Origin of the sequence: Pseudofrankia inefficax (assembly GCF_000166135.1) — a bacterium.
Taxonomy (GTDB): domain Bacteria; phylum Actinomycetota; class Actinomycetes; order Frankiales; family Frankiaceae; genus Pseudofrankia; species Pseudofrankia inefficax.
The window spans coordinates 1,278,197-1,302,287 of the sequence record NC_014666.1; the positions used below are offsets into that span (position 1 = coordinate 1,278,197).

Below are 24,091 nucleotides of genomic sequence, written 5' to 3' on the forward strand. Positions count from 1 at the left end.
CACAACGAATACCCCACGGTGCGGGGTCGACCGGGCCTCTTTTTGCCTCCAGTCCCGTCAGAATGGGACGCCCGGTGACGTGCCGCTGACGCGTGGTGCAAAGCGGCCCCCGGTCCGGGTGACGCTTGGTTCGCGCTTCGCCGAGGTGGTCCGGGTCGGGGGATGCGTTAGCTGACGCTGACAGCCCGTGCGTACGGCGCACCGATGATCTTCGCGATCTCCTGGAGGATGTCGGCCGGGACGGCGTCGTCGAGCGAGAGCGACATCAGCGCCGGGCCGCCGACGGCGAGCCGGCTGACCTGGGCGTTGGCGATGTTGATGTGCGCGTCGCCCAAGAGCTCGCCGACCGCGCCGACGATGCCCGGCCGGTCCTCGTACCGGAAGAACGCCAGGTGCGCCTCCGGCCTCAGGTCGACCTCGAAGCCGTCGATCGCGGTGATCTTCTCGACCTGCCGGGTGCCGATCAGCGTGCCAGCGATCGAGACCACCGTGCCGTCCGCGAGCGCCCCGCGCAGGGTGACCAGGTTGCGGTAGTCCGGGCTGTCCCGGTGCGTCTCCAGAACCACCTCGACATGGCGCTCCTTGGCCAGCAGCGGCGCGTTCACGTACGTGACCTGCTCCTCGACGACGTCGTGGAACACGCCCTTGAGCGCCGCGAGCTGGAGCACGGAAACGTCGAACTCGGTGATCTCGCCGCGGATCTCGACGGTCAGGTTCTCCGGGAGGCCGCCGGCGATACCGGTGAACACCTGGCCGAGCTTCTCCGCCAGCGGAAGACCTGGCCGGACGTCCTCGGCGACCACGCCGCCGGCCTGCACGTTCACCGCGTCCGGGACGAACTCGCCCTGCAGCGCCAGCCGCACCGACCGGGCGACCGCGAGGCCGGCCTTCTCCTGGGCCTCGTTGGTGGAGGCCCCCAGGTGTGGCGTGACGACGACGTTCTCCAGCCCGAACAGCGGCGAGGAGGTGGTCGGCTCCTTGACGAAGACGTCGACGCCCGCGCCGCCGACGTGGCCGGAGCGGATCGCGTCCGCCAGCGCCTCCTCGACGACGAGCCCGCCGCGGGCGGCGTTGACGATGATGACGCCGGGCTTGGTCTTCGCCAGCTCGTCGGCGCCGATCAGGCCAAGAGTCTCCTTGGTCTTCGGCAGGTGGATCGTGATGGCGTCGCTGACCCGCAGCAGCTCGTCGAGGTCGACCAGGCGCACGCCCATCTGCGCGGCCCGGGCCGGCGCGAGGTAGGGATCGTAGGCGACGAGCGTCATGCCGAAGGCGGCAAGCCGCGCCGCGACCAGCTGACCGATCCGGCCGAGGCCGACGACGCCGGCGACCTTCTCCGTGAGCTCGACGCCGGTGTACTTCGAGCGCTTCCACTCGCCGTTCTGCAGCGACTGGTCGGCGGCCGGAACCCGGCGGGCGACCGCGAGCAGCAGCGCGATCGCGTGCTCGGCCGCGCTCACGATGTTCGACTGCGGCGCGTTGACGACCATGACGCCCCGGGTGGTGGCGGCGGGGACGTCGACGTTGTCGAGCCCGATGCCGGCGCGGGCGACGACCTTGAGCTTCGGCGCGGCGGCCAGCGCCTCGGCGTCGATCTTCGTCGCGGACCGGACGATCACCGCGTCGACGTCGGCGAGCGCGGGCAGCAGGGCACCGCGGTCGGCGCCGTCCACGTGGCGAAGCTCGAAATCGCCGGACAACACCGCCAGGCCGGCCGGCGAGAGCTCCTCGGCTACGAGTACGACGGGCACGTGATCTCCTCGTTGAGGCGCGCAGGGGCGCGGCGCCGCCGCGGATCTTCGCGCGCTGCCGCCGCTCCGGCCGCGCCAGGCAGACGCCTCCGGCGGCTAGGAGCTTAACGGGTGTCCCAGGTCACCCCGGCCCCAAAAACACGTAACGTCCAGCAACGGCCTACCGGCCGTCACTGGACGTTACGCGGAAGTTACGAAACCTCGGCTACTTGGCGATCCAGGACATCATCGAGCGCAGCTTCGAGCCGACCTTCTCGATCGGGTGGGACTTGCCCTCCTCGACGAGCTTGGTGAAGTTCGGGCGGCCGTTGTCGTCCTCGGCGACCCACTCGCGCGCGAAGGTGCCGTCCTGGATCTCGTCCAGGATCTTGCGCATCTCGGCCTTGACCGCCGGGGTGACGACCCGCGGGCCCCGGGTGACGTCGCCGTACTCGGCGGTGTCGGAGATCGAGTAGCGCATCTGGGAGATGCCGCCCTCGTACATCAGGTCGACGATGAGCTTCAGCTCGTGCAGGCACTCGAAGTAGGCGATCTCCGGCTGGTAGCCGGCCTCGACCAGCGTCTCGAACCCGGCCTGGACCAGGGCGGACGCGCCACCGCACAGGACGGCCTGCTCACCGAACAGGTCGGTCTCGGTCTCCTCGGTGAAGGTCGTGCGCAGCGTCCCGGCGCGGGTGCCGCCGATGCCCTTGGCGTAGGCGAGCGCGGTGGCCAGCGCCTTTCCGGTCGCGTCGGTCTCGACGGCGACGAGGCAGGGCACGCCCTTGCCCTCCTGGAACACCCGGCGAACCAGGTGGCCCGGGCCCTTGGGGGCGATCATGAAGACGTCGACGCCCTCGGGCGGGCTGATCAGGTTGTAGCGGATGTTGAAGCCGTGGCCGAAGGCGAGCGCGTCGCCGGCCTTGAGGTTCGGCAGGATCGACTCGGCGTAGATCTTCCGGTGGGCGGTGTCCGGCGCGAGGATCATGATGATGTCGGCCTCGGCGGCGGCCTCGAACGGGGTGACGACCCGGAGGCCCTCCTCCTGCGCCTTCGCCCGGCTCTTGCTGGTCTCCGGCAGGCCGACGCGGACGTCGACGCCCGAGTCCCGCAGGTTCAGCGCGTGCGCGTGGCCCTGGCTGCCGTACCCGATGATCGCGACCTTCCGGTCGGTCAGGTCGTCGAGGTTGGCGTCGTCGTCGTAGTAGATCTCGACCATCGTGGGCGAATCTCCTTGTAGGGCGTTCGGCGGAAATCGGCGCTCCGCGCCTCTTCCGCCGCCGGTGAACTTGGTCTGACTGGTCTCGCGAGCTGGGCTCTCTGGCCTGAAGGCCCTCGGCGTCAGCGCGCGATCTTACCGTTAGCCAGGGCTTGGCTACGCCGTGCGCTCCAGGGCGCGCAGGCTTCGGTCGGTGATCGAACGGGAGCCCCGGCCGAGCGCGACCATGCCGGACTGGACGAGCTCCTTGATCCCGAACGGCTCCAGGACTCGGACCAGCGCGTCCAGCTTGTCATGCGTTCCGGTGGCCTCCACGGTGACGGCGTCGCTGGCCACGTCGACGACCTTCGCGCGGAACAGCCCGACGAGCTCCAGGACCTGCGAGCGGACGGCCGCGTCGGCGCGCACCTTGATGAGCACCAGCTCGCGCTGCACCGACACGTCCGCGTCCATCTCGACGATCTTGAGCACGTTCACCAGCTTGTTCAGCTGCTTGGTGACCTGCTCCAGCGGCAGCTCGTCGACGGCCACCACGATGGTCATCCGCGAGATGTCACTGTGCTCCGTCGGCCCGACGGCGAGCGACTCGATGTTGAACCCCCGCCGCGAGAACAGGCTCGCGACCCGGGCCAGCACCCCCGGCTTGTTCTCCACAAGAACAGAAAGCGTGTGCCTGGTCACAGGTTCACCTCTGCGTCGCCGCTGTAGTCAAAGTCGGGGGCCATGCCGCGGGCGACCTTGATGTCGTCGTTGCTGGAGCCGGCGGCGACCATCGGCCAGACCATCGCGTCCGGGTGCACGACGAAGTCGATGACGACCGGCGCGTCGTCGATGGCCATCGCCTTCTCGATCGTGCTGTCGACGTCCCCGGCCGTCTCGCAGCGCAGCCCGACGCAGCCGAGCGCCTCGGCGAGCCGAACGAAGTCGGGGACCCGCTTCACGCCGGTGCGCGAGCTGGCCGGGTGGGTGCCCAGGTCGGTGTTCGAGTACCGCTCGTCGTAGAACAGCGTCTGCCACTGGCGGACCATGCCGAGGGCGCCGTTGTTGATGACGGCGACCTTGATCGGGATGCCTTCCAGCGCGCAGGTGGCGAGCTCCTGGTTGGTCATCTGGAAGCAGCCGTCGCCGTCGATCGCCCAGACGGTCGCCTCCGGCCGCCCGACCTTCGCGCCCATCGCGGCCGGCACCGCGTAGCCCATCGTCCCGGCGCCGCCGGAGTTCAGGAACGTGTACGGCTGCTCGTAGGAGATGAACTGCGCGGCCCACATCTGGTGCTGGCCGACGCCCGCCGTGTAGATCGCGTCCGGACCGGCGATCTTCCCGATCCGCTCGATGACGTGCTGCGGGGCCAGCGAGCCGTCGGCCGGCTCGGTGAAGCCGAGCGGGTAGGTGTCGCGCCACCGGTTCAGGTGGTCCCACCAGCCCGCGAGGTCGGGCTTCGGCTCGGCCTGCAGCGCGCCGATCAGGTCGGCGATGACCTCCCGGCAGTCGCCCACGATCGGCACGTCGGCGACCCGGTTCTTGCCGATCTCGGCCGGGTCGATGTCGGCGTGGATGATCTGCGCCGTCGGCGCGAACGACGACAGCTTGCCGGTGACCCGGTCGTCGAACCGGGTGCCCAGCGCGATCAGCAGGTCGGACTTCTGCAGCGCGGTCACGGCGGCCACCGAGCCGTGCATGCCCGGCATGCCCAGGTGCAGGTGGTGGGAGTCCGGGAAGGCACCCCGGGCCATCAGTGTCGTGACGACCGGGATCCCGGTCAGCTCGGCGAGGATCCGCAGCTCGGCGCTGGCCCGGGACTTCAGCACGCCACCACCGATGTAGAGCACCGGCCGCCGGGACGCGCTGATCATCTTGGCCGCCTCGCGGACCTGCTTGGCGTGCGGCCTGGTCACCGGCCGGTAGCCGGGCAGGTCGAGCGTCGGCGGCCACACCTCGTGCGGCAGCACCGCCGTCAGAGACTGCAGGACGTCCTTGGGCAGGTCGACGAGCACCGGCCCTGGCCGGCCGGTGGCGGCGAGGTGGAACGCCTCGGCGATCGTGCGCGGGATGTCGTCGGCCGACTGGACCAGGAAGTTGTGCTTGGTGATCGGCATCGTGATGCCGCAGATGTCCGCCTCCTGGAAGGCGTCCGTCCCGATGGCCGGCCGCGCGACCTGGCCGGTGATCGCGACCATCGGGACCGAGTCCATGTAGGCGTCGGCGATCGGCGTGACCAGGTTCGTCGCCCCCGGGCCGGAGGTAGCCATGCAGACGCCGACCTTGCCGGTCGCCTGCGCGTAGCCCTCGGCGGCGTGCCCCGCGCCCTGCTCGTGGCGGACCAGGATGTGCCGGACCCGGGCCGAGTCGTACAGCGGGTCGTAAGCGGGCAGGATCGCGCCACCCGGGATGCCGAAGACAACGTCGGCTCCGACCGCTTCCAGGGAGTGGACGAGCGACTGGGCTCCGGTGATCTCTCTAGTCATCTGGTCGTCTTCCTTGACGGGCCGTGGTTCGGGGGGCGCGGGGGCGTGCCCAGGGCACTAAAAAGCCCCTCGTGCCGAGGGCACTGAGGGGCTGCGTACGAGTCGGCTCCGGGACCTGCCCCGGTGACTACGCACGCTCCGTCTCTACTACGAGACCGCGCACAAGAATGTTCAGACGCACGCACCTACCTTGGCTGACGACCGCCGCCCAAGTCAAGCGCCCACCCGGATCCGGCCGCAAGGGAAGTGTTGGGCACGCGACGGCGCAGGCGGCGCCTGGGCTGGGTTACTGTGTTAACGCCATGAGTGCCTCGCTTCCGGCGACCCTGCCGACCAGTGCGCCGTTGCTCGCTCGCCTTGGGCTGACGCAGCTACGGCTTGGCGGCCTGCTCCTTATCCGCCGCGGCGGGGCCTGACTCATCCGGCTGGCTTCCCCGTCGCGGAGTTCTTGGCGCGTCAGCACATCTGGCCCGTACTTCGCCCGTCGCGGCCGTACGGGACCCGGATGTCACAGGCACCTCAGGGCTGAGGGCCTCGACAGGAAGCAGATGCAGTGATCACCAATCCGCAGGTTCCCTCCGGCATGCCCATCGACAAGTACCGGCCGTTCACGCCGGTCGCGCTGCCGGACCGCACCTGGCCGAACGCCCAGATCACGAAGGCGCCGCTGTGGTGCAGCGTCGATCTGCGTGACGGCAACCAGGCCCTGGTCGACCCGATGACGCCCGAGCGCAAGCTGAAGATGTTCGAGCTGCTGGTCGGGATGGGCTACAAGGAGATCGAGGTCGGGTTCCCGGCCGCGAGCCAGACCGACTTCGACTTCATCCGCCAGCTGATCGAGGAAGAGCGGATCCCGGACGACGTCACCATCCAGGTACTGACCCAGGCCCGCGAGGAGCTGATCGAGCGGACCGTCCAGTCCCTGGTCGGCTCCCGCAGGGCGCTGCTGCACCTGTACAACTCGACGTCCACCCTGCAACGGCGGGTCGTGTTCAACTCCGACCGGGCCGGCATCACCGAGATCGCGGTCCAGGGCGCCCGCTGGACCGTCCAGTACGCGGAGAAGCTGCTGGACGACCGCACCGACCTGCGCTGGCAGTACAGCCCCGAGTCGTTCACCGGCACCGAGCTGGAGTACGCCGTCGAGGTCTGCGAGGCCGTGATGGACGTCTGGGAGCCGACGGCGGACCGCCCGGTCGTGCTGAACCTGCCGGCCACCGTAGAGATGTCGACCCCGAACGTCTACGCCGACCAGATCGAGTGGGTCGGGCGCAACCTGACCCGCCGCGACGCGGTCGTGCTCTCGCTGCACCCGCACAACGACCGCGGCTGCGCGGTCGCCGCGGCCGAGCTGGGCGTCATGGCCGGCGCGGACCGGGTCGAGGGCTGCCTGTTCGGCAACGGCGAGCGGACCGGCAACGTCTGCCTGGTCACCCTGGGGATGAACCTGTTCTCCCAGGGCATCGACCCGCAGATCGACTTCTCCGACATCGACGAGATCCGCCGGACCACCGAGTACTGCAACCAGCTGCCCGTACACCCGCGCCACCCCTACGGCGGCGACCTCGTCTACACGGCCTTCTCCGGCTCCCACCAGGACGCCATCAAGAAGGGCCTGGAGGCGATGGACCGGACCGGCCAGCGGGTCTGGGAGGTCCCGTATCTGCCGATCGACCCGAAGGACGTCGGCCGCACCTACGAGGCCGTCATCCGGGTGAACAGCCAGTCCGGCAAGGGGGGCGTCGCCTATCTGCTGAAGTCCGAGCACGGCCTGGACCTGCCGCGCCGGCTGCAGATCGAGTTCTCCGGGGTCGTCCAGCGGCACACCGACGGCGAGGGCGGCGAGGTGACCGCCGGGCAGCTGTGGGAGATGTTCCGCCGCGAGTACTTCCTGGACGAGACCGCGGGCCCGGCGCCGCTGGAGGTGCTGCAGTTCGCCGCCACCGCCGGCAGCGGCGCCCAGGACGAGGTGACCGTCTCGGTCCGCCGTGACGGCGCGGAGGAGGTGCTCACGGGCAAGGGCAACGGCCCGATCGACGCGTTCGTCGACGCGCTGTCCACCCGGGGCGTGAGTGTCAAGGTCCACGACTACAACGAGCACGCGATCGGCGCCGGCGCGGACGCCCGGGCCGCCGCCTATCTCGAGGTGGCGGTCGAGGACGCCCAGGGCGCCCGGGTCTACTGGGGGGTCGGGATCGACCCGAACATCGTCACGGCCTCGCTGCGGGCCGTCGTGAGCGCGGTCAACCGAGCGGCCCGCGCCCGCACCACGCCGGTCGTCGCCAGCTGACCGCCTAGCCGCGCGGCCGTGGCCGCCGTGACCGGATTCGACCGGCCACGGCGGCCACGGCTCGTTTCGGGCCCGGACAAGTCCGTTGCCTGTCCCGGCGAGGCCAACGACCTGGCTACGGCCGCCAGCGGCCCGCCCTTGCCCGCAGGCGCGCGCGTCCCGCTCTGAGGGCTGCCGTAGTGTGATCATCACACCGGGACAAATGCGGGGGGAACGGCAATGGCCTGGCCTGGCTGGGGGGCGCGCGCGATCGCGTCCGGTGTGTCAGCGCTCGCGGGCGCGGGCGCCGGGCTCGTGACGGACGCCGCCTCCCGTCGCCCGACCCTGCCCTGGATAGCCGGTTTCGCCGTGCTGGTCCTGCTGATGGCGGGGTCGCAGATCTGGCTCACCCTCGTCGACGGCCGGAGCCCACCAGACCGCCGCGTGCGGGCCGGCGGGGTGGTCGTCGGCGGATCGTCGAGGGCGGCGATTGTCACGGACGTCGCCGGGATCCGGCAGGTCCCGGGTGCCCCGGCGGGCGGTCAGAGCGTGATCGGCTCCGGCGCGGTGCTGGTGGAGAAGGTCTCGGCCGGCGAGATCCGTACCAGGGTTCGGGACGTCGAGGAACGGTAGCGAGTGCCGCGACGCGCCAACTCCCCTGACACGGTCAACGTCGGCCCTGGCGGTATATATATCGGCGGCCACAACGACGCGTCCGCCTCGACCAGCGTCGCGGCCGGGCCGCGGGTCGGCCGGTCGGCCTATCAGGAGCAGGTCCGTCGGATCGCCCCGCCTCAGCTGATCGGCAGAGACGCCGAAATCGCCGAGCTCGCCGGCTGGTGCCAGCAACCCGGGCCTGGCTACGCGTGGTGGCGGGCACCCGCCTGGGCGGGCAAGTCGGCGCTGATGTCGTGGTTCGTCCTGCACCCGCCGCGCGGGGTGCGGATCATCTCGTTCTTCATCACGGCCCGGTACGCGAGCCAGGACGACCGCGTCGCCTTCACCGACCTGGTCATCGAGCAGCTCTGCGATCTGCTCGGCGAAGCCCCACCGCCGTTGACCGACACGACGCGAGACACCCAGTTTCTGGGCCTGCTCACCGAGGCCGCCGAGCGCTGCCGCCGCGACGGGGAACGCCTCGTACTGGTCGTGGACGGCCTGGACGAGGACCGTGGCGTCCAGGGCCCCGCGGGGCACAGCATCGCCGCGCTGCTGCCCACGGCCCCGCCCGCCGACCTGCGGATCATCGTTGCCGGCCGGGTGAACCCACCGATCCCGCCGGACGTGCTCAGGCACCATCCGCTGCACGACCCGAGCATCGTCCGCCCGCTGGCCGCCTCGCGGCAGGCCCAGGTGATCCGCGGGGACATGGAGCGCGAGCTGTTCGCGCTGCTCGCCGGGCCGCCCCTCGGCCGCCAGCTCCTCGGCCTGCTCACCGCGGCCGGTGGTGGCCTCAGCGGTCCGGATCTGGCGGAGCTCACCGGACAGTCGGCCCGCCAGGTGGAACGCCACCTCGACGGCGTCGCCGGACGCAGCTTCACCCTGCGCGACAGCAGGTTCGCGCCCGACGCCGCCCCCGGCCTCTATGTCCTCGGCCACGAGGAGCTGCGCGTCACGGCCCTCGACGAGCTCGGCGCCGAGGCCACCGCGGGCCACGTCCAGCAGATCCATGCCTGGGCGGACCGCTACCGCGCCCGCCGTTGGCCAGCCGGGACCCCGGAGTACCTGCTGCGCGGCTATCACCAGATGCTGCACGCCACCGGCGACGTCCCTCGCCTGATCGAGTACGCCACCGACCGGGCCCGGCACAACCGGATGCTGGAGACCACCAGCGGGGACGCGGCCGCGCTTACCGAGATCCGCGTCACCCAGAACGTCGTCCTCGATCAGGACGAGCCCGACCTGAACGTGCTGACGCTTCTCGCCCTGCACCGCGACACCCTGATCGAACGCAACACCAACATGCCTCCCGCGCTGCCGGCGGTCTGGGCCAGACTCGGTCACCTCGACCGGGCCGAGGCCGTCGCCAGGACCATCACCGACCGGCTCCGGCAGGTGCGGGCGCTCGCTGGTCTGGCGGCGGCGCTCGCGGACGCGGGCCAGTACGACCGGGCCGAGGCCGTCGCCCGTTCCATTCCCGACCGCTACCGGCAGGACGAGGCGCTCGCTGGTCTGGCGGCGGCGCTCGCGGACGCGGGCCAGTACGACCGGGCCGAGGCCGTCGCCCGTTCCATTCCCGACCCCTGCCGGCGGTTATCGGCACTCGCGGGTCTGGTGGCCGCCCTGACCGCCGCGAGCTGTCCCGAGCACGCCCAGGCCGTTGCCGACGAGGCCAAGGCCGTCGCGGGCCAGGTCGAGGCCGTCGCCCGCGCGATCCCCGACCTCGACCGGCGGGCTGAGACGCTCGTGAACCTGACGGCCGCCCTCGGGACCGCGGGCCTGCGAGATCAGGCCAAGGACGCGGCCGAGGGGGCCGAGGCCGTGGCGCGCGCGATCACCGACTCCGACTGGCAGTCCGAGGCGCTCGCCGCCCTGGTGGGTGCGCTGGCGACCACGGGCCAGTACGACCGCGCTGACACCGTCGCTCGGACCATCACCGATTCCTACTGGCAGTCGGAGGCCCTCGCCGGCCTGGCGGACGCCCTGATGGCCGCCGGCGAGCACGATCGGGCTGAAGCCGTCGCCTACACGATCACTGACGCCGACCGGCTGGACCAGACGCTCGCCGACCTGACGGACGCCCTGGCGACCGCGGGCCAGCACGATCGAGCCGAAGCCGTCGCCTGCGCGATCAGTGATCCCTACCGGCAGGCGGAGGCGTTCGCTGGTCTGGCGGCCGCCCTGGCGACGGCGGGCCAGCACGACCAGGCCAAGGCCGTCGGCGAATGGGCCAGAGTCGCGGCCGACGAGGCCGAAGCTGTCGTGCATAGCATCACGGACCGCCATCGGCGGGCCCAGGCGCTCGCCGGCCTGGCCACCGCCTTGACGACCGCGGGTCACCATGACCAGGCCAAGGCCGTCGCGGAGCGGGCCGAAGCCGTCGCGCGCACGATTCCCGAGCCCTACCGGCACGCCGAGCGGCTGGCTGGTCTGGCCGCCGCCCTGGCGACCGCGGGCGATCACGACCAGGCGAAGGCCGTGGCCGGTCAGGCCGAAGCCGTCGCCCGCAGCATCACCGACCCCGACAAGCAGGCCCAGACGCTCGCCGACCTGGCGGGGGCCCTGACGACCGCCGGCCAGCACGACCGGGCCGAAGCCGTCGCGTACGCCATCGCCGATCGCCACCGGCGGGCGCAGGTGCTCGCGGGGCTGGCGGCCGCCCTGGCGACCGCGGGCGACCATGACAAGGCGAGGGCGGTCGCCGGTCAGGCCGAGGCCGTCGCCGGCCCGCTCGCCGACCGGTACCGCAAGGACTGGATCCTCGCTCGGCTGGCGGGTGCCCTGGCGGCCGCGGGCCAGCACGACCGGGCCGAGGCCGTCGCGTACTCGATCGCCGATCTCTACCGGCGGGCGCGGGTGCTCGCCGGTCTGGTGGTGGCCCTGGCGACCGCGGGCCAGCCCGACCGGGCCGAGGCCGTCGCCCGCACCATCGGCGACCGGTACCAGCGGGCCGAGGCGCTCGCCGGTCTGGCGAGTGCCCTGGCGCGCGTGGGCCAGCGCGACCGGGCCGAGGCCGTAGCCCGCACCATCGCCGATCCCTATCAGCGGGCGGGGGCGCTCGCTGGCCTGGCGGCCGCCCTGGCCGCCGCGGGCCACCACGACGACGCCGAAGCGGTCGTCCGCACGATCTCCGACCGCGACCGGCAGGGGCAGGCGTTCGCCGATCTGGCCGGGGTCCTGACGACCGCGGGCCGTTACGACCAGGCCGAGGCCGTCGCCCGCGCCATCGCCGACCGCCACCGGCGGGCACGGGCGCTCGCCGGTCTGGCGGCCGGCCTCACGACCGCTGGCCGTCACGCTCAGGCCGCGGCCGTAGCCGATCAGGCCGAGGCCGTGGTCCGCGCCATCATCGACGGCCTGACCGGCGTCAGTCGGGATGGGCAGGCGGAGGCACTCGCGGACCTGGCGGGCGTCCTGACGACCGCCGGCCGCTATGACCAGGCCGAGGCCGTCGCCGACCCCGTCCTCGATCCCGACGCGCGGGCGCGGGCGCTTGCCGCCCTGGCGGCCGCCCTGGCGGCCGCGGGCCGCTCTGATCGGGTCGCGGCGGTCGCCGACCGGGCCGAGACGGCCGCGCGCACCATCAACCGCCCCTACCGGCGGGCGCAGGTGCTCGCCGGCCTCGCGGCCACCCTGGCGACCGCGGGCCACCATGATCAGGTCAGGATCGTCGTCGCCAGGGCCGAGGCCGTCGCCCGCGCCGTCACCGACCAGTACCAGCAGGTCGAGGTGCTCGCCAGCCTGACGGTCGCGCTGGCGGCCGCGGGTCACGACGACCAGGTCAGGGCCGTAGCCGACCGGGCCGAGGCCGTCGCCCGCGCCAGCGCCCATCCCGACTGGCAGGCGCGCACACTCGCCAACGCCGCGGGTGTCCTCGCGACGGCCGGCCACCACGACCAGGCGAAGGAGGTCGCCGAGCGGGCCGAGGCTGTCGCCCGAGCCGTCCCCGACCCGGACGGGCAGGCCAGGACCTTCGCCGACCTGGCCAGCGCCCTGACGGCGGCGGGCCGCCATGACCAGGGTCGATCGCTCCTGGCACGAGCGCTGGTCACGGGCAACTGGACGCGGTCCATCCGGGCGCTGACGCGGATCGCGCCCGGCGCGCTGGCGGTGGTCGCGGAAAGCGCCGATCTGGTCGCGGACGACTCCCACCGCTAGCCGGCCCGGCTCCCGCTGTCTGGTCGGCCCACGGGCGCCAGTCCGGCGAGCAGCGCGGCGAGGCCGCCGCGCGGTCCCGGCCGGCCCCTGGGGCGCCGGTACAGTCGGCTCTTATGAAGCTTGCGGTTATCGGTGGCGACGGGATCGGCCCGGAGGTGGTCGCGGAGGGCCTGCGGGTCCTGCGCGCCGTGCACGACAAGGTCGAGACCACCGACTACGACCTCGGCGCGCGCCGCTGGCACGAGACCGGCGAGACGCTGCCCGACACTGTCCTGGACGAGCTGCGGGGGCACGACGCGATCCTGCTGGGGGCCGTCGGCGACCCGAACGTGCCGAGCGGCGTGCTGGAGCGCGGCCTGCTGCTGCGGCTGCGGTTCGAGCTCGACCACCACGTCAACCTGCGCCCGGTGAAGCTCTACCCGGGGGTGACCTCGCCGCTGGCCGGCGACCCGACGATCGACATGATCGTGGTCCGGGAGGGCACCGAGGGGCCGTACGCCGGCGCCGGTGGCGTGCTGCGCAAGGGCACCCCGCACGAGATCGCCACCGAGGAGAGCATCAACACCCGGTTCGGCGTCGAGCGGGTCGTGCGCGACGCGTTCGCCCGGGCGCAGCGCCGCCCGCGCCGCAAGCTCACCCTCGTGCACAAGAACAACGTGCTGACGAAGGCCGGCGACCTGTGGTCGCGGACCGTGACGGAGGTCGCGGCCGAGTTCCCGGAGATCACCGTCGAGTACCAGCACGCCGACGCGGCCAGCATGTTCTTCATCACCGACCCGGGCCGGTTCGACGTGGTCGTCACCGACAACCTGTTCGGCGACATCATCACGGACATCGGCGCCGCGGTCACCGGGGGCATCGGCCTGGCCGCCTCCGGCAACCTCGACCCGTCCGGCGCGCACCCGAGCATGTTCGAGCCGGTCCACGGCAGCGCTCCCGACATCGCAGGCAAGGGCGTGGCCGACCCGACCGCGACCGTCGCGTCCGTCGCGATGCTGCTCGACCACCTGGGCCTGACCGCCGAGGCGGCCAAGGTCGAGAAGGCGGTCGCCGGTTCGCTGGCCGCTCGCGCCGCCTCGGCCGGTCAGCCGCTGTCGACCCGCGAGGTCGGCGAGGACCTGGCCCAGCGCGCCGTCGCCAACTGATCTCGGCCCCGGGCCCGGGGCCAGCTGAGACCGACCTGACAGTGCGGCCCCGCCGGCTCCGGGCTTGTTGCTCGGAGCCGGCGGGCTCGGCGGCCCGATTGCCGGATGTCCGATATTCGTGGCGTCTCCTCGTCCCCGACACCAGCAGCTATCCTCGATAGAGCCGTAGATCCGGTAAGACGGCAGCCGACAGGGCCTGACCACGGCGAAGCTCGGCCGTTTCGTCATCTTCTGAACGCTCTCATCGCGCTGCCTGCTGAGGAGTACGCCAGTGGCCATCACGCCCACCTCGAAGATCTGGATGAACGGCGAGTTCGTCGCCTGGGACGACGCCAAGATCCACGTCCTCACCCCGACGCTGCACTACGGCTGGGGGGTGTTCGAGGGCATCCGCGCGTACGAGACCCCGCACGGCAGCGCCGTCTTCCGCCTCACCGACCACATCGCCCGGCTGTACCGCAGCGCCAAGATCTACATGATGGAGCCGGACTTCACCGAGGCGCAGTTCGTCCAGGCGGCCAAGGACACGGTCGTGGCGAACGACATCCAGTCCTGCTACCTGCGGCCGCTGATCTACCTCGGCTACGGCGAGATGGGCCTCAACCCGCTGCCGTCCAAGGTCGAGTCGATGATCGCGGTCTGGCCGTGGGGCGCCTACCTCGGTGAGGAGGCGCTGGAGAAGGGCTGCCGCGTCATCATCTCCAGCTGGCGGCGCAACGACGTCAACATCACCCCGCCGGCCGCGAAGGCCACCGGCCAGTACCTGAACTCGTCGCTGGCCAAGGTCGCCGCCATCAAGGCGGGCTACGACGAGGCGATCCTGACCAGCCCGACCGGCCACATCGCCGACGGGTCGGGGGAGAACGTCTTCATCGTCGCCGGTCGCACGCTCATCACCCCGCCGCTGACCGACGGCGCGCTCGGCGGCATCACCCGGGCGTCGGTCATGCAGATCGCCGCCGACCAGGGGTACGAGGTCGTCGAGAAGCACATCGTGCGCACCGACCTCTACCTGGCCGACGAGGCGTTCTTCACCGGCACCGCGGCCGAGATCGTGCCGATCGCCGAGGTCGACGACCGTGCCGTCGGCGCCGGCCGCCCCGGCCCGGTCACCAAGGAGATCGCCGAGATCTTCCACCAGGCCACCACCGGCCAGCTCGACCGTTACAAGACCTGGAACGAGTTCGTCGCGGACTAGGACTCGGCGCCTTCTCTCGGACGCGCCCTCGGCCTTCGGGTCGGGGGCGCGTTCGCGTTGGGGGTGCGGTGTCCCGGCGCGCCCGGGGAGCGGGGTCTCGCCAGATCGCCGATCGAGGTTTACCTTGCTCCCAGTAGGGGTTTCACAAGCGCACAAGCGCCAGAGGCCCTCATCGGTCCGTGCCAACGGATCGCGGAGGGAGGACCAGTCGACTGCTGACCCTGGTCACCCGGCCGGCCCTCCCACATCCCGACGGGAGGCTGTCATGCGGGTTTCGGACGGAATGAGTGCGCTGGTACTGATCATCGGCCCTGGTCACACCCTTCGCCAGGCGGCCAGGCTGATGGCCGGTCGCGGCTGTGGCGCCGCGGTGGTGCTGGACACGGACGGCGCGGGCTACGGGATTCTGACCGAGCGGGACGTCCTGCTGGCGTTGGCCGCGGGCAAGGACCCCGATGTCGAGATCGCCGCGGACCACCTCACCCGGGACCTCGTCTTCGCCGACCCCGAATGGTCGTTGGACACGGCCGCCGACGCGATGCTGCGCGGCGGATTCCGGCATCTCGTCGTCACGGAGGGTGGCATCGTCGCTGGTGTCCTGTCGATGCGCGACGTGGTTCGTTGCTGGAACCAGCAGCGCGTGAGTGCCTGACGACGCCAGGTGTGGTTCGTTCCCGCCGGTTCGGGTAGGCGGCCTGACCTCGGACAGGCCGCCAGATTCGGGCTCACAGGTGTCAGACAGCCGATTCCTAGTGTTCTGCGTGATGTAAGCGGCAACTACCCGGTGAAAGCCGCTAACGTCTCGACCATGCTCGACGACGACGAGGCGGTCGCGCTGCTCCGGGCGACCACGCTGCTGAAGGAGCTCGACGAGGAGGACCTGCGGCGGCTCGCTGCCCGCGCCGTGACGCGCCGTTACCGGCGCGGCCAGGTCGTCTTCACCGAGGGGGAGCCCGCGGACACCCTGCTGGTGGTGGCCCAGGGCCGGCTGAAGGTGCTCACCAAGGCCGATGACGGCCGTGACCATGTACTGAACATCCACGGACCACGAGAAACGATCGGCGAGCTGAACATCGTCGAGCCGGGGACGAGGTCGGCGAGCGTCGAGGCGCTCGAACCGAGCACGGCGCTCGTGCTCGACCGCACCGCGGTCTGGGAGCTGGTGAAGGAACGACCGGCGGTCGCCGAGCAGCTCATCCGCGCGCTCGTCGCCCACGTGCGCAGGCTCACCGGGGCGAACGCCGACCTGGTGTTCCTGGACCTGCCCCGCCGCGTGGCCAAGCTGCTGCTCATGCGAGCCCGTGAGGCCAGCCGGCCGGTGATCGAGCTCGGCCTCACCCAGACCGAGATCGCGTCGCTGCTCGGCGGTTCCCGGCAGTCGGTGAACCAGGCGCTGCGGGAGTTCGAACGCCGCAGCTGGATCCTTTCCGAGGGTCAGACGATCACCATCCTGCAGCTCGACCGGCTTCGCCGCTTCGCCGGCGACTAGGCCACTGTCGCCTCGTGGGGAAGGCGGGGCGACCTCGGACACAAGCCCCGGCGTATCAACCGTGTTACGAAGTAAGGTTGATAGCCGGCGGTGAACCCGTCTTCGTCGCGCGTTCCGGCCACGCAACCCGGGTCGGCCGGACGCGTGACGACCCCGGGGATCAGGCTTCGGCCTAGCGCCGGCCGGGCGCCGTACCGTGGTAGTCGCCGGTGAGCGCGAACGGCCCACCGGCCGTTCGCGGCAGCGCCACGAGATGCCGCCTTACCCCTGTCCGTGGGGAGTGACCGCGGGCCGCGGCGCAGGTCTTGTTTCGCCTCCGGCGGTCCGATACCTCGGCGACGCACCGCCGCGGCGCGGCCCGACGCGCCGAGCGGTGCGCGCGACGTTGAGAGGCTAGAGCTGTGCGGCCATACGACCCCGAGTCCCTGCACATCTACGACACGACTCTGCGGGACGGCACGCAGCAGGAGGGCCTGTCGCTCTCCGTGGCCGACAAGCTCGCGGTCGCCCGCCATCTGGATGACCTCGGGGTCGGTTTCATCGAGGGCGGCTGGCCCGGCTCCAATCCGAAGGACGCCGAGTTCTTCCGCCGCGCGCAGACCGAGCTGAACCTGCGCGGCGCCAAGCTCGCCGCGTTCGGCTCGACCCGCCGGGCCAGCAAGACCGCCGCCGACGACCCGCAGGTCGCCGCGCTGCGCGAGGCGGGGACGCCCGTCGTCTGCCTGGTCGCCAAGTCCGACCGCAGGCACGTCGAACGGGCGCTGCGCACCACGCTCGCCGAGAACCTGGCGATGATCCGCGACACCGTCGAGCACCTGCGCGCCGAGGGCAAGCGGGTGTTCGTCGACGCCGAGCACTTCTTCGACGGCTACCGCGTCGACGAGGCGTACGGCCTCGAGGTCGTGCGGACCGCGGCCGAGGCAGGGGCCGAGGTGGTCGTCCTGTGTGACACCAACGGCGGCATGCTGCCCACCCAGATCGGTGACACCGTGCGGGCCGTGCTCGACGCCTCGGGCGCTCGGCTGGGCATCCACTGCCACGACGACTCCGGCTGTGCGGTCGCCAACAGCCTGGTCGCGGTCCAGGCCGGCGTCACGCACGTCCAGGGCGCCGCCAACGGCTACGGCGAGCGTTGCGGCAACGCGAACCTGTTCACCGTCGTCGCCGGCCTGGAGACGAAGCTGGCCACCCCGGTGCTGCCGGCCGGTCGGCTGCGCGAGCTGGTCCGGGTCTCGCACGCGATCGACGAGCTGACCAACTCGGCGCCGGACACGCACCGGCCGTACGTCGGTGCCAGCGCGTTCGCGCACAAGGGCGGCCTGCACGCCAGCGCGGTCAAGATCGATCCGGACATGTACCAGCACATCGACCCGGCCGTGGTCGGCAACGACATGCGGATGCTGGTGTCGGAGCTCGCCGGCCGGGCCACCATCGAGCTCAAGGGGCGCGAGTTCGGCCTCGACCTCTCCGACGAGAAGGAGGCCCTCGGCCGCATCGTCGAGCTGGTCAAGGAGCGCGAGGCGAGCGGCTTCGCCTACGAGGCGGCCGAGGCGAGCTTCGAGCTGCTGCTGCGCGACGAGGTCTACGGGCCCGAGCGGTACTTCACGCTGGACAGCTGGCGGGTGATCGTGGAGCAGCGCCCCGACGGCGAGGTCGTCAGCGAGGCGACCGTCAAGCTCGAGACCCGCGGCGAGCGGCACGTCTCCACCGCCGAGGGCAACGGCCCGGTCAACGCGCTCGACAAGGCCCTGCGCGAGGCGCTGGCCAAGGCCTACCCGGGCCTGAAGGCCGTCGACCTGACCGACTTCAAGGTGCGCATCCTGGACGGGCAGGAGGGCTCCGGCGCCATCACCCGGGTGCTGGTCGAGACCACCGACGGCCAGACCCGCTGGGACACCATCGGCGTCGACGAGAACATCATCGCCGCCTCCTGGCAGGCGCTGCAGGACGCCGTCACCTACGGCCTGCGCCGCCAGAACGAGGTACCGGACCCCGACGCCGTCTGACCTCGTTCGCCGCGGAGCTGTCGGCCGCGGAGATCGGTTCGAACACCGGAGCCAGTGAGGTTACGGTCCGTCCGTCCGTGTTAACGGGGGGTGCGGAGGTCGTGATGTTCCTGCAGGTGATCCAGGGAAGAGTGCCGGACCGGACGGCGATGCGGGCCCAGCACGAGAAGTGGGCGGCGCAGATCGGGGCGGACGCCCCCGGCTGGCTCGGCTCGACCGCGGGCATCACGGAGGACGACCGGTTCATCTGCCTGAGCCGGTTCAGCTCCGTCGAGGCCCTCGCCCGGCTGGCCGCGCGCAGCGACCAGCGGGAGTGGTGGGGCCATACCGAGCGGCTCTTCCTCGGCCCGGTCGTCCGGTCGGAGTTCCTCGACGTCGCCGTCATGCTCGAAGACGGGACCGACAGCGCCGGCTTCGTGCAGATCATCCAGGGCCGGGCCGCCGACGCCGGGCGGCTGCACGCGCTGGAGAAGGAGCTGCTGCGCTACCTGCCGGACGGTCGACCGGACATCGTCGGCGGTCTCGCCGCGACCGGCCCGGACGGCCGGTTCGTCCGGGCGTTCTTCTTCAGCTCCGAGGAGCTGGCCCGCGCCGGCGAGCACGGCGAGCAGCTCCCGGAGCTCGAGGAGATCCTCTTCGAGCTGCGTTCGCTGACCGGCGAGCCGACGTACCACGACCTGCGCCACCCGTGGTTCGCCTCCCCGCGGCAGCCGGGCCGGGACCGCGAGGACTCCCGCTCCGCCGCCGCCACCCGGCCGACGGCCGACAAGGCCGGCACGCGGCCGTGGGGCACGGCTGACCAACGGACGACGACCCCTCGCTGACGCGGGGCGGCATGGTGCTGGGCTGGCAGGGTGCTGGGCTGGCGGGGTGCTGGGCTGGCGGGGTGCTGGAGCTGCGGGGTGCTGGAGCTGCGGGGTGCTGGGGCCGTGGGGTGCGACGGCCCCAGCCCCGCGCCGGGAGCCCTGGGGGACTGGTTCAGTCCTCCGGAATCTCCTCCCACCACTGGCACCACCAGTCGCCGCCGACCAGGACCCGCAGCTTCGGGTGCCAGCAGTAGGTGATGTCCTTGTCGGTGTCGAGGTAGTACAGGCAGTTGTCGCACCGCTCGGCACCGTTCGGCTTGCCGCGCAGGATCGCGTCCTCCGCCAGGTGGCCGAGCTTGACGCTCAGCTCCTCGTCGATCGGCTTGGGCTCCGGTGCGCCCACGTCGTAGACGGCCTCGGTCATGCCGCTCCTTCTGCTCCTAGATCCTGCGGTCGGCCCCCGTCCGCCGGTCGCGTCCCCAGAGTCAGCTGACCTGGACCTCGTACCTGTCATCACGCGCCGTCGGAACTGTTCCAGATTCTCTGCTACCCCACCGCGGGCGGAGCAGCGGCCCGGGGTTCGACCTGCTCACACTGAGCGGGCCCAGGCGCCGCCCGACGGCCCGTCGCGGGTCAGGCGACGGGCCGCGTCCGCCCCAACAACGCGACCCAGCCAAGATCCCAACCCTCGACCGGCGCGGGCCACGGATTTCCAGGCCACGAGACGACAGGCGTTGGGAGGGCGCCCTGGGCGCCCGACAGGCAACGTGGCCGGCGGCGCTCCGCGCCCGTTCCGGCCACGTTGCCATACGGTCGCGAGGTGCGTATCGCGAGGTTTACAGACGGTTCGGAGCCGGCCTTCGGCGTGGTCGAGGGCTCGGTCGAACGCGGTGAGGCGACGGTCGCCGCCCTGACTCCGCATCCGTTCGGGCCCTTCCAGTTCACCGGGGCCCGCCGCCCGCTCGGCGAGGTCCGGCTGCTGGCGCCCGTGCTGCCCAGCAAGGTGCTGGCCGTCGGGAAGAACTACGCCGACCACGTCAGGGAGATGGGCGGCGACGCCCCGCCGGACAAGCCGATCCTCTTTCTCAAGCCGTCCACCGCGGTCGTCGGCCCCGGCGACCCGATCGTCCACCCCGACCCGACCAGCCGCATGGACTACGAGGGCGAACTGGCCATCGTCATCGGCCGGCTGTGCCGGGATGTCCCCGAAGAACGGGCGATGTCGGTCGTCCTCGGCTTCACCTGCGCGAACGACGTCACCATGCGGGAGCAGCAGGCCAGCGACGGCCAGTGGACCCGGGCGAAGGGCCATGACAGCCACTGCCCGCTCGGGCCGTGGATCGAGACCGACCTCGACGCCGCGGGCGCCGGCCTGCGCACCACGCTCGACGGCGAGGTCCGCCAGAACTCGACCACGGCGCATCTCATCCACGGCATCCCGAAGCTGATCGCCTACATGTCAGCGGCGATGACCCTGCTGCCCGGCGACGTGCTGCTCACCGGCACCCCGGCCGGCGTCGGCCCGATGCGCCCCGGCCAGACCGTCGCCGTGACCGTCGACGGCATCGGCACGCTGACCAATCCGGTCACGGCCCGCTGACCTGTCCGCGGTGGCCGGGCACCTTTCGCGCCGGCGACCTATCCCTGTGCTGACGGCATCCCGGGCGGGTACCCGCCCCTCGGGATGCTGTACAGTAGGCAACGCCCGAGAGGGCGTCGATGGGGTATGGGGTAATTGGCAGCCCAACGGATTCTGGTTCCGTTAGTCTAGGTTCGAGTCCTGGTACCCCAGCGAGCATCCTGTTCGCTGGCCGTTCCGGCAGCTTCCCGCGGTTTTGATGTCTTCCCGGGGGGCGACCCCCGGAGCCCCCGGTGTCGCGCTTCGCGCGACCGGGGTGGTTGTGTGGGATTGTGGGTGTGGCTACTGCTGCCAGGTCTTCCTGGCCGGTGGTCGGGGATGTCGTGTATGGTACGAAGCGCCTCCGGGTGGGTGACCGGCCGGAGGTTGCTAAGGTAAGGCAAGACAATTGAAGATTGGGAAGTTCCTGGCCCCATCGTCTAGCGGCCTAGGACGCCGCCCTCTCAAGGCGGTAGCACGGGTTCGAATCCCGTTGGGGCTACGCACAATCATTTAGCACCCTCTTCGGAGGGTGCTATTTTGCGTGGTCCGACGCTGCTTTCGTGCCCGGCCGGCGGTGCCGCGATAGGGACGCCGCGGCTGACGTCCCCATCGGCGAGGCGGCCAGTGCCGCGGCCAGCCGGTCACCTTGATCGCTGTTTCGGCCCTGTGGCGGCTGTGAAACAGCTCCCGCTACGACCACCAGAGGGCCGAAACGGCGATCAAGGAATGCCAGGAACGGCCGGCGCGCGCCGACGGAGAGGACTAGTGCCGCCCCTGACGGGGCCGGCCCGTCGCGGCACCGCCAAGATCGCTGTTTTCGCCCTCGCGCGGCTGTAACGGTGGTGGTTTTGTGACACTTTTGGGGCCACGACGACGATCAAGCAAGCGGGCGGACCAAGCCAGCGGGCTGGCCTTGCCGGACCCGGCGCTAGCGGACGACGGAGAGCCGGGGCAGCGACGCGGGGTGCCGGGCCATGGCGCACGCGCGGCAGTGGCACGAGGCCGGGCCGCCGTGGCCGTGGATCTCGTCGATCTCGGTGACGGCCGTGGCCGACGTCACCAGGCGCAGGTGCGCGCGGGCCACCTGGACCGACGGCTCGGCCGGGGCCGGCAGCGTGACCGGCACGGGCGCGGCGTCGGCGGCCGGGCACGGGGCGATCGCGGGACCGGAGTGAGACGACAGCCGTGCCGGGACCGACGCGAGGGTCAGAGCGACTTGGGGCACAGCGTCCTCCTCGTGGGGCAATGACCGGGCGGTGCGGATCTGGTGGTGCGGCTGGTCCTATCCCACCGGCTCGGACCGGGCTGGTGACCCGGACGTCGCCCGGCTGACTCAGATACGCCAACCGGACCGGTGGAAGCGGGGCTTCCCTGGGGTGCCGCCGCGGACCACACTGTCTCGGTGGTCGCGTTTCGGCGCCATCCTCCGTCCAGCCCGTTCCGTACTGGTCCTCAGTGGCTAGTCAAAGGTGGGCACTGGCGTCATCCGACACCACCCTTGACAACCATGGCGGGTTCCGGTCGTCCCGGTAGAAACTTGCGCGGATGTCCGCCGCCGGTCCCCCCTTCGGAGAGCGGGCGCGTCGCCGTCATGAACGCGCGCGCGCCGCGCGGACCCGGCACGTCACCGGACACCCCCGGCGCGGCGCCGCCGACCGGCGGCCGGCGGACCCGACGAGCCAGTCCACCGGCGGCAGCCTGTCCGGCCGGGCGAGTGGCTGGGTCTCCAGCCTCGTCCCGCACGGTCACCGGCTCACCCTCGAGGACTGGAACGCGCGTCACCGCCTGCTGAAATGGGTCCTGGCGCTGCACCTGCCGGTCATCGTCGGCTACGCCCAGCTGCACCACTTCGACACCATGCACGGCATCGCGGCCGCGAGCCCGTCGATCCTGCTGTTCGGCGCGGCGGCGCTGCCCGGTCTGCGACGGGTGCGCGCGCTGGCGGCGAGCCTCGGGCTGCTGTGCTGCTCGGTCGTGTTCGTCCACCTGTCGGACGGCCTCGGCCCGATGTACTTCCACTTCTTCGTCGTGGTCGCGCTGATCGCCCTGTACGAGGACTGGTCGGTCTACGCGCTGGCGATCGGGTTCGTGTTCGTCGCGAACCTGGCGATGCGCTATCTGGTCACCCCCGGGGCGCTGACCGACTACGCCCGGCACAGCGCGCTGATGCTGGCCGCGATGCACGCGGCCTTCATCGTGGCCCTTGCCGGGGCCCAGGTGGTCTTCTGGCGCTACAACCAGCAGGAGCGCAGCAGAACCGAGCGCTACCGTCACCAGCTCTATGAGGGCCAGCAGAGCCTCATGGCGCGGCTGGAGGAGACCGACCGGATTCGCACCGACCTGGTCGCCACCGTCTCGCACGAGTTCCGCACCCCGCTGGCCGGTATCCGGGGCAACCTGCTGACCCTGCGCCGCCGCCGCCACCGGATGTCAGAGGCCCAGGTGGACGACATGCTCGACCTGGCGCTCGGCTCGTCGGAGCGGCTGTCCCGGCTGCTGGAGAACATGCTGACGGCGGCGACGGCGACCGGTATCGACGACACGACGGTCTCCGACCTGCCCGAGGTGGTGTACGAGGCCCTCGGGAGCCTGCGCAACGCCGCCCTGGTGAACGCCGTCACCGTCGACCTGCCGGACCACCTGCCGGTCCGGATGTCGCGCGAGGCGCTGCACCAGGTCGTCGCGAACCTGGTCGACAACGCGCTGGTCCACTCCTGGCCGGGCGCCCCGGTGCGGCTGATCGCCGGCCGGGTCGGCGACGAGGTGGTGCTGCGGGTGCGCAACCCGGGGCCGGACCTCGACAAGGAGACGATCGCCAGGCTGTTCGAGCCGTTCACCCAGCGGGACGGTTCGGCGACGAGGCCCACGGACGGCGCCGGGATGGGCCTGTACGTCGTGCGCCGGCTGGTCGAGGTGCACGGCGGCCGGCTGCGGATGACCTCGGATGGCGGCGAGATCAACGTCGAGGTCGACATGTGGGCGGCCGAGCTGCCGCTGCCGACCGCCGACCCGACCATGCTGCCGCGGCTGCCCGACCTGCCGCGGCTGCGGGCCGAGGGCCTGGTCGAGCGGGAGCCCTTCATCCCCGCCCCGAGCAGCCCGCCGCTGGCGGTCCGCCGGCCTCGCTGGGACCAGCCCGGCCGTGGCTACCCCAACGCCGACGAGGCCGACCTGACCGGTCTCGGGGGCTCAGGCCTCGGGGGCGCCGGCCTGGGCGGCCCGCGTGGCCGCGCCTCCGCCTGGCCGGCCGACGACCTCCCGCTCGACCGCTCCGGCTGACACCGGCCCTGACCGTCGGCGCTGGGCGCCTCGCCAAGGCACCGCC

16 protein-coding genes, 2 tRNA genes and 1 pseudogene are annotated in these 24,091 nt (G+C 71.7%); 13 read left to right on the top strand and 6 right to left on the bottom strand.

The features are described 5' to 3' along the window. Positions 1-167 precede the first annotated feature (167 nt). The 4 genes and pseudogenes from serA to FRAEUI1C_RS05110 all read right to left on the bottom strand — a co-directional run. A complete protein-coding gene (serA, locus tag FRAEUI1C_RS05095) occupies positions 168-1,751 on the bottom strand; it encodes a phosphoglycerate dehydrogenase (RefSeq protein WP_013422210.1) in 1,584 nt (527 codons plus the stop codon). Between the two features lie 205 nt (positions 1,752-1,956). Then, a complete protein-coding gene (gene ilvC, locus FRAEUI1C_RS05100) occupies positions 1,957-2,949 on the bottom strand; it encodes a ketol-acid reductoisomerase (protein ID WP_013422211.1) in 993 nt (330 codons plus the stop codon). 156 nt (positions 2,950-3,105) lie between these two features. Continuing rightward, a complete protein-coding gene (ilvN, locus tag FRAEUI1C_RS05105) occupies positions 3,106-3,630 on the bottom strand; it encodes an acetolactate synthase small subunit (protein ID WP_013422212.1) in 525 nt (174 codons plus the stop codon). Continuing rightward, positions 3,627-5,420: pseudogene (locus FRAEUI1C_RS05110) on the bottom strand (acetolactate synthase large subunit); the annotation flags it as partial. The gene ilvN and the pseudogene FRAEUI1C_RS05110, both read right to left, overlap by 4 nt. 577 nt (positions 5,421-5,997) lie before the next feature. Here FRAEUI1C_RS05110 and leuA point away from each other — a divergent pair. From leuA to FRAEUI1C_RS05155, 9 genes are all read left to right on the top strand, one after another. Next, positions 5,998-7,704, top strand: a complete 1,707-nt coding sequence (gene leuA, locus FRAEUI1C_RS05115; protein ID WP_041260169.1) for a 2-isopropylmalate synthase — start codon at positions 5,998-6,000, stop codon at positions 7,702-7,704. Positions 7,705-7,965: 261 nt separating this feature from the next. Beyond that, positions 7,966-8,316, top strand: coding sequence for a hypothetical protein (locus FRAEUI1C_RS05120; RefSeq protein ID WP_157734824.1), 351 nt, complete (start codon positions 7,966-7,968; stop codon positions 8,314-8,316). A gap of 3 nt (positions 8,317-8,319) precedes the next feature. Further along, positions 8,320-12,501 (top strand): tetratricopeptide repeat protein, encoded by a 4,182-nt coding sequence (locus FRAEUI1C_RS05125; RefSeq protein WP_013422216.1) that lies wholly within the window; start codon positions 8,320-8,322, stop codon positions 12,499-12,501. Positions 12,502-12,614: 113 nt separating this feature from the next. Next, on the top strand, positions 12,615-13,646 hold the full coding sequence (locus tag FRAEUI1C_RS05130; RefSeq protein WP_013422217.1) for a 3-isopropylmalate dehydrogenase: 1,032 nt from the start codon (positions 12,615-12,617) through the stop codon (positions 13,644-13,646). Between the two features lie 271 nt (positions 13,647-13,917). Then, on the top strand, positions 13,918-14,844 hold the full coding sequence (locus FRAEUI1C_RS05135; RefSeq protein ID WP_013422218.1) for a branched-chain amino acid transaminase: 927 nt from the start codon (positions 13,918-13,920) through the stop codon (positions 14,842-14,844). A gap of 265 nt (positions 14,845-15,109) precedes the next feature. After that, positions 15,110-15,496 (top strand): CBS domain-containing protein, encoded by a 387-nt coding sequence (locus FRAEUI1C_RS05140; RefSeq protein WP_013422219.1) that lies wholly within the window; start codon positions 15,110-15,112, stop codon positions 15,494-15,496. A 156-nt stretch (positions 15,497-15,652) separates the two neighbouring features. After that, a complete protein-coding gene (locus tag FRAEUI1C_RS05145; RefSeq protein WP_013422220.1) occupies positions 15,653-16,333 on the top strand; it encodes a Crp/Fnr family transcriptional regulator in 681 nt (226 codons plus the stop codon). Positions 16,334-16,734: 401 nt separating this feature from the next. After that, a complete protein-coding gene (gene cimA / locus FRAEUI1C_RS05150) occupies positions 16,735-18,339 on the top strand; it encodes a citramalate synthase (protein ID WP_013422221.1) in 1,605 nt (534 codons plus the stop codon). Positions 18,340-18,416: 77 nt separating this feature from the next. Continuing rightward, positions 18,417-19,163 (top strand): hypothetical protein, encoded by a 747-nt coding sequence (locus FRAEUI1C_RS05155; RefSeq protein ID WP_198318710.1) that lies wholly within the window; start codon positions 18,417-18,419, stop codon positions 19,161-19,163. A gap of 154 nt (positions 19,164-19,317) precedes the next feature. Here the strand turns inward: FRAEUI1C_RS05155 and FRAEUI1C_RS05160 are convergent, their stop codons facing one another. Further along, positions 19,318-19,569: a hypothetical protein gene (locus FRAEUI1C_RS05160; protein WP_013422223.1), complete on the bottom strand. Its 252-nt coding sequence runs from the start codon at positions 19,567-19,569 to the stop codon at positions 19,318-19,320. A gap of 396 nt (positions 19,570-19,965) precedes the next feature. Between FRAEUI1C_RS05160 and FRAEUI1C_RS05165 the strand changes: the two genes are divergently transcribed. The 3 genes from FRAEUI1C_RS05165 (at position 19,966) to FRAEUI1C_RS05175 (ending at position 21,265) form a co-directional block, all read left to right on the top strand. Further along, positions 19,966-20,745, top strand: coding sequence for a fumarylacetoacetate hydrolase family protein (locus FRAEUI1C_RS05165; RefSeq protein WP_013422224.1), 780 nt, complete (start codon positions 19,966-19,968; stop codon positions 20,743-20,745). A gap of 120 nt (positions 20,746-20,865) precedes the next feature. Further along, positions 20,866-20,937, top strand: a tRNA-Gln gene (locus tag FRAEUI1C_RS05170). A gap of 255 nt (positions 20,938-21,192) precedes the next feature. Continuing rightward, a tRNA-Glu gene (locus tag FRAEUI1C_RS05175) sits at positions 21,193-21,265 on the top strand. A gap of 429 nt (positions 21,266-21,694) precedes the next feature. Here the strand turns inward: FRAEUI1C_RS05175 and FRAEUI1C_RS05180 are convergent. Beyond that, the gene (locus tag FRAEUI1C_RS05180) at positions 21,695-21,991 is read right to left on the bottom strand and encodes a hypothetical protein (RefSeq protein WP_013422225.1); all 297 of its coding nucleotides are present in this window, start codon (positions 21,989-21,991) and stop codon (positions 21,695-21,697) included. 320 nt (positions 21,992-22,311) lie between these two features. On the opposite strand from FRAEUI1C_RS05180, the gene FRAEUI1C_RS05185 reads away from it, so the two are divergent. Next, positions 22,312-24,045 (top strand): sensor histidine kinase, encoded by a 1,734-nt coding sequence (locus FRAEUI1C_RS05185; protein WP_013422226.1) that lies wholly within the window; start codon positions 22,312-22,314, stop codon positions 24,043-24,045. The last annotated feature ends 46 nt before the right edge of the window (positions 24,046-24,091 follow it).

Bases quoted from the DNA above. Each gene is read 5' to 3' on its own strand.
- ilvC (WP_013422211.1), bottom strand. From the start codon at position 2,949: ATGGTCGAGATCTACTACGACGACGACGCCAACCTCGACGACCTGACC.
- leuA (WP_041260169.1), top strand. From the start codon at position 5,998: ATGCCCATCGACAAGTACCGGCCGTTCACGCCGGTCGCGCTGCCGGAC.
- FRAEUI1C_RS05130 (WP_013422217.1), top strand. From the start codon at position 12,615: ATGAAGCTTGCGGTTATCGGTGGCGACGGGATCGGCCCGGAGGTGGTC.
- FRAEUI1C_RS05140 (WP_013422219.1), top strand. From the start codon at position 15,110: ATGCGGGTTTCGGACGGAATGAGTGCGCTGGTACTGATCATCGGCCCT.
- FRAEUI1C_RS05145 (WP_013422220.1), top strand. From the start codon at position 15,653: ATGCTCGACGACGACGAGGCGGTCGCGCTGCTCCGGGCGACCACGCTG.
- FRAEUI1C_RS05160 (WP_013422223.1), bottom strand. From the start codon at position 19,569: ATGACCGAGGCCGTCTACGACGTGGGCGCACCGGAGCCCAAGCCGATC.
- FRAEUI1C_RS05185 (WP_013422226.1), top strand. From the start codon at position 22,312: ATGTCCGCCGCCGGTCCCCCCTTCGGAGAGCGGGCGCGTCGCCGTCAT.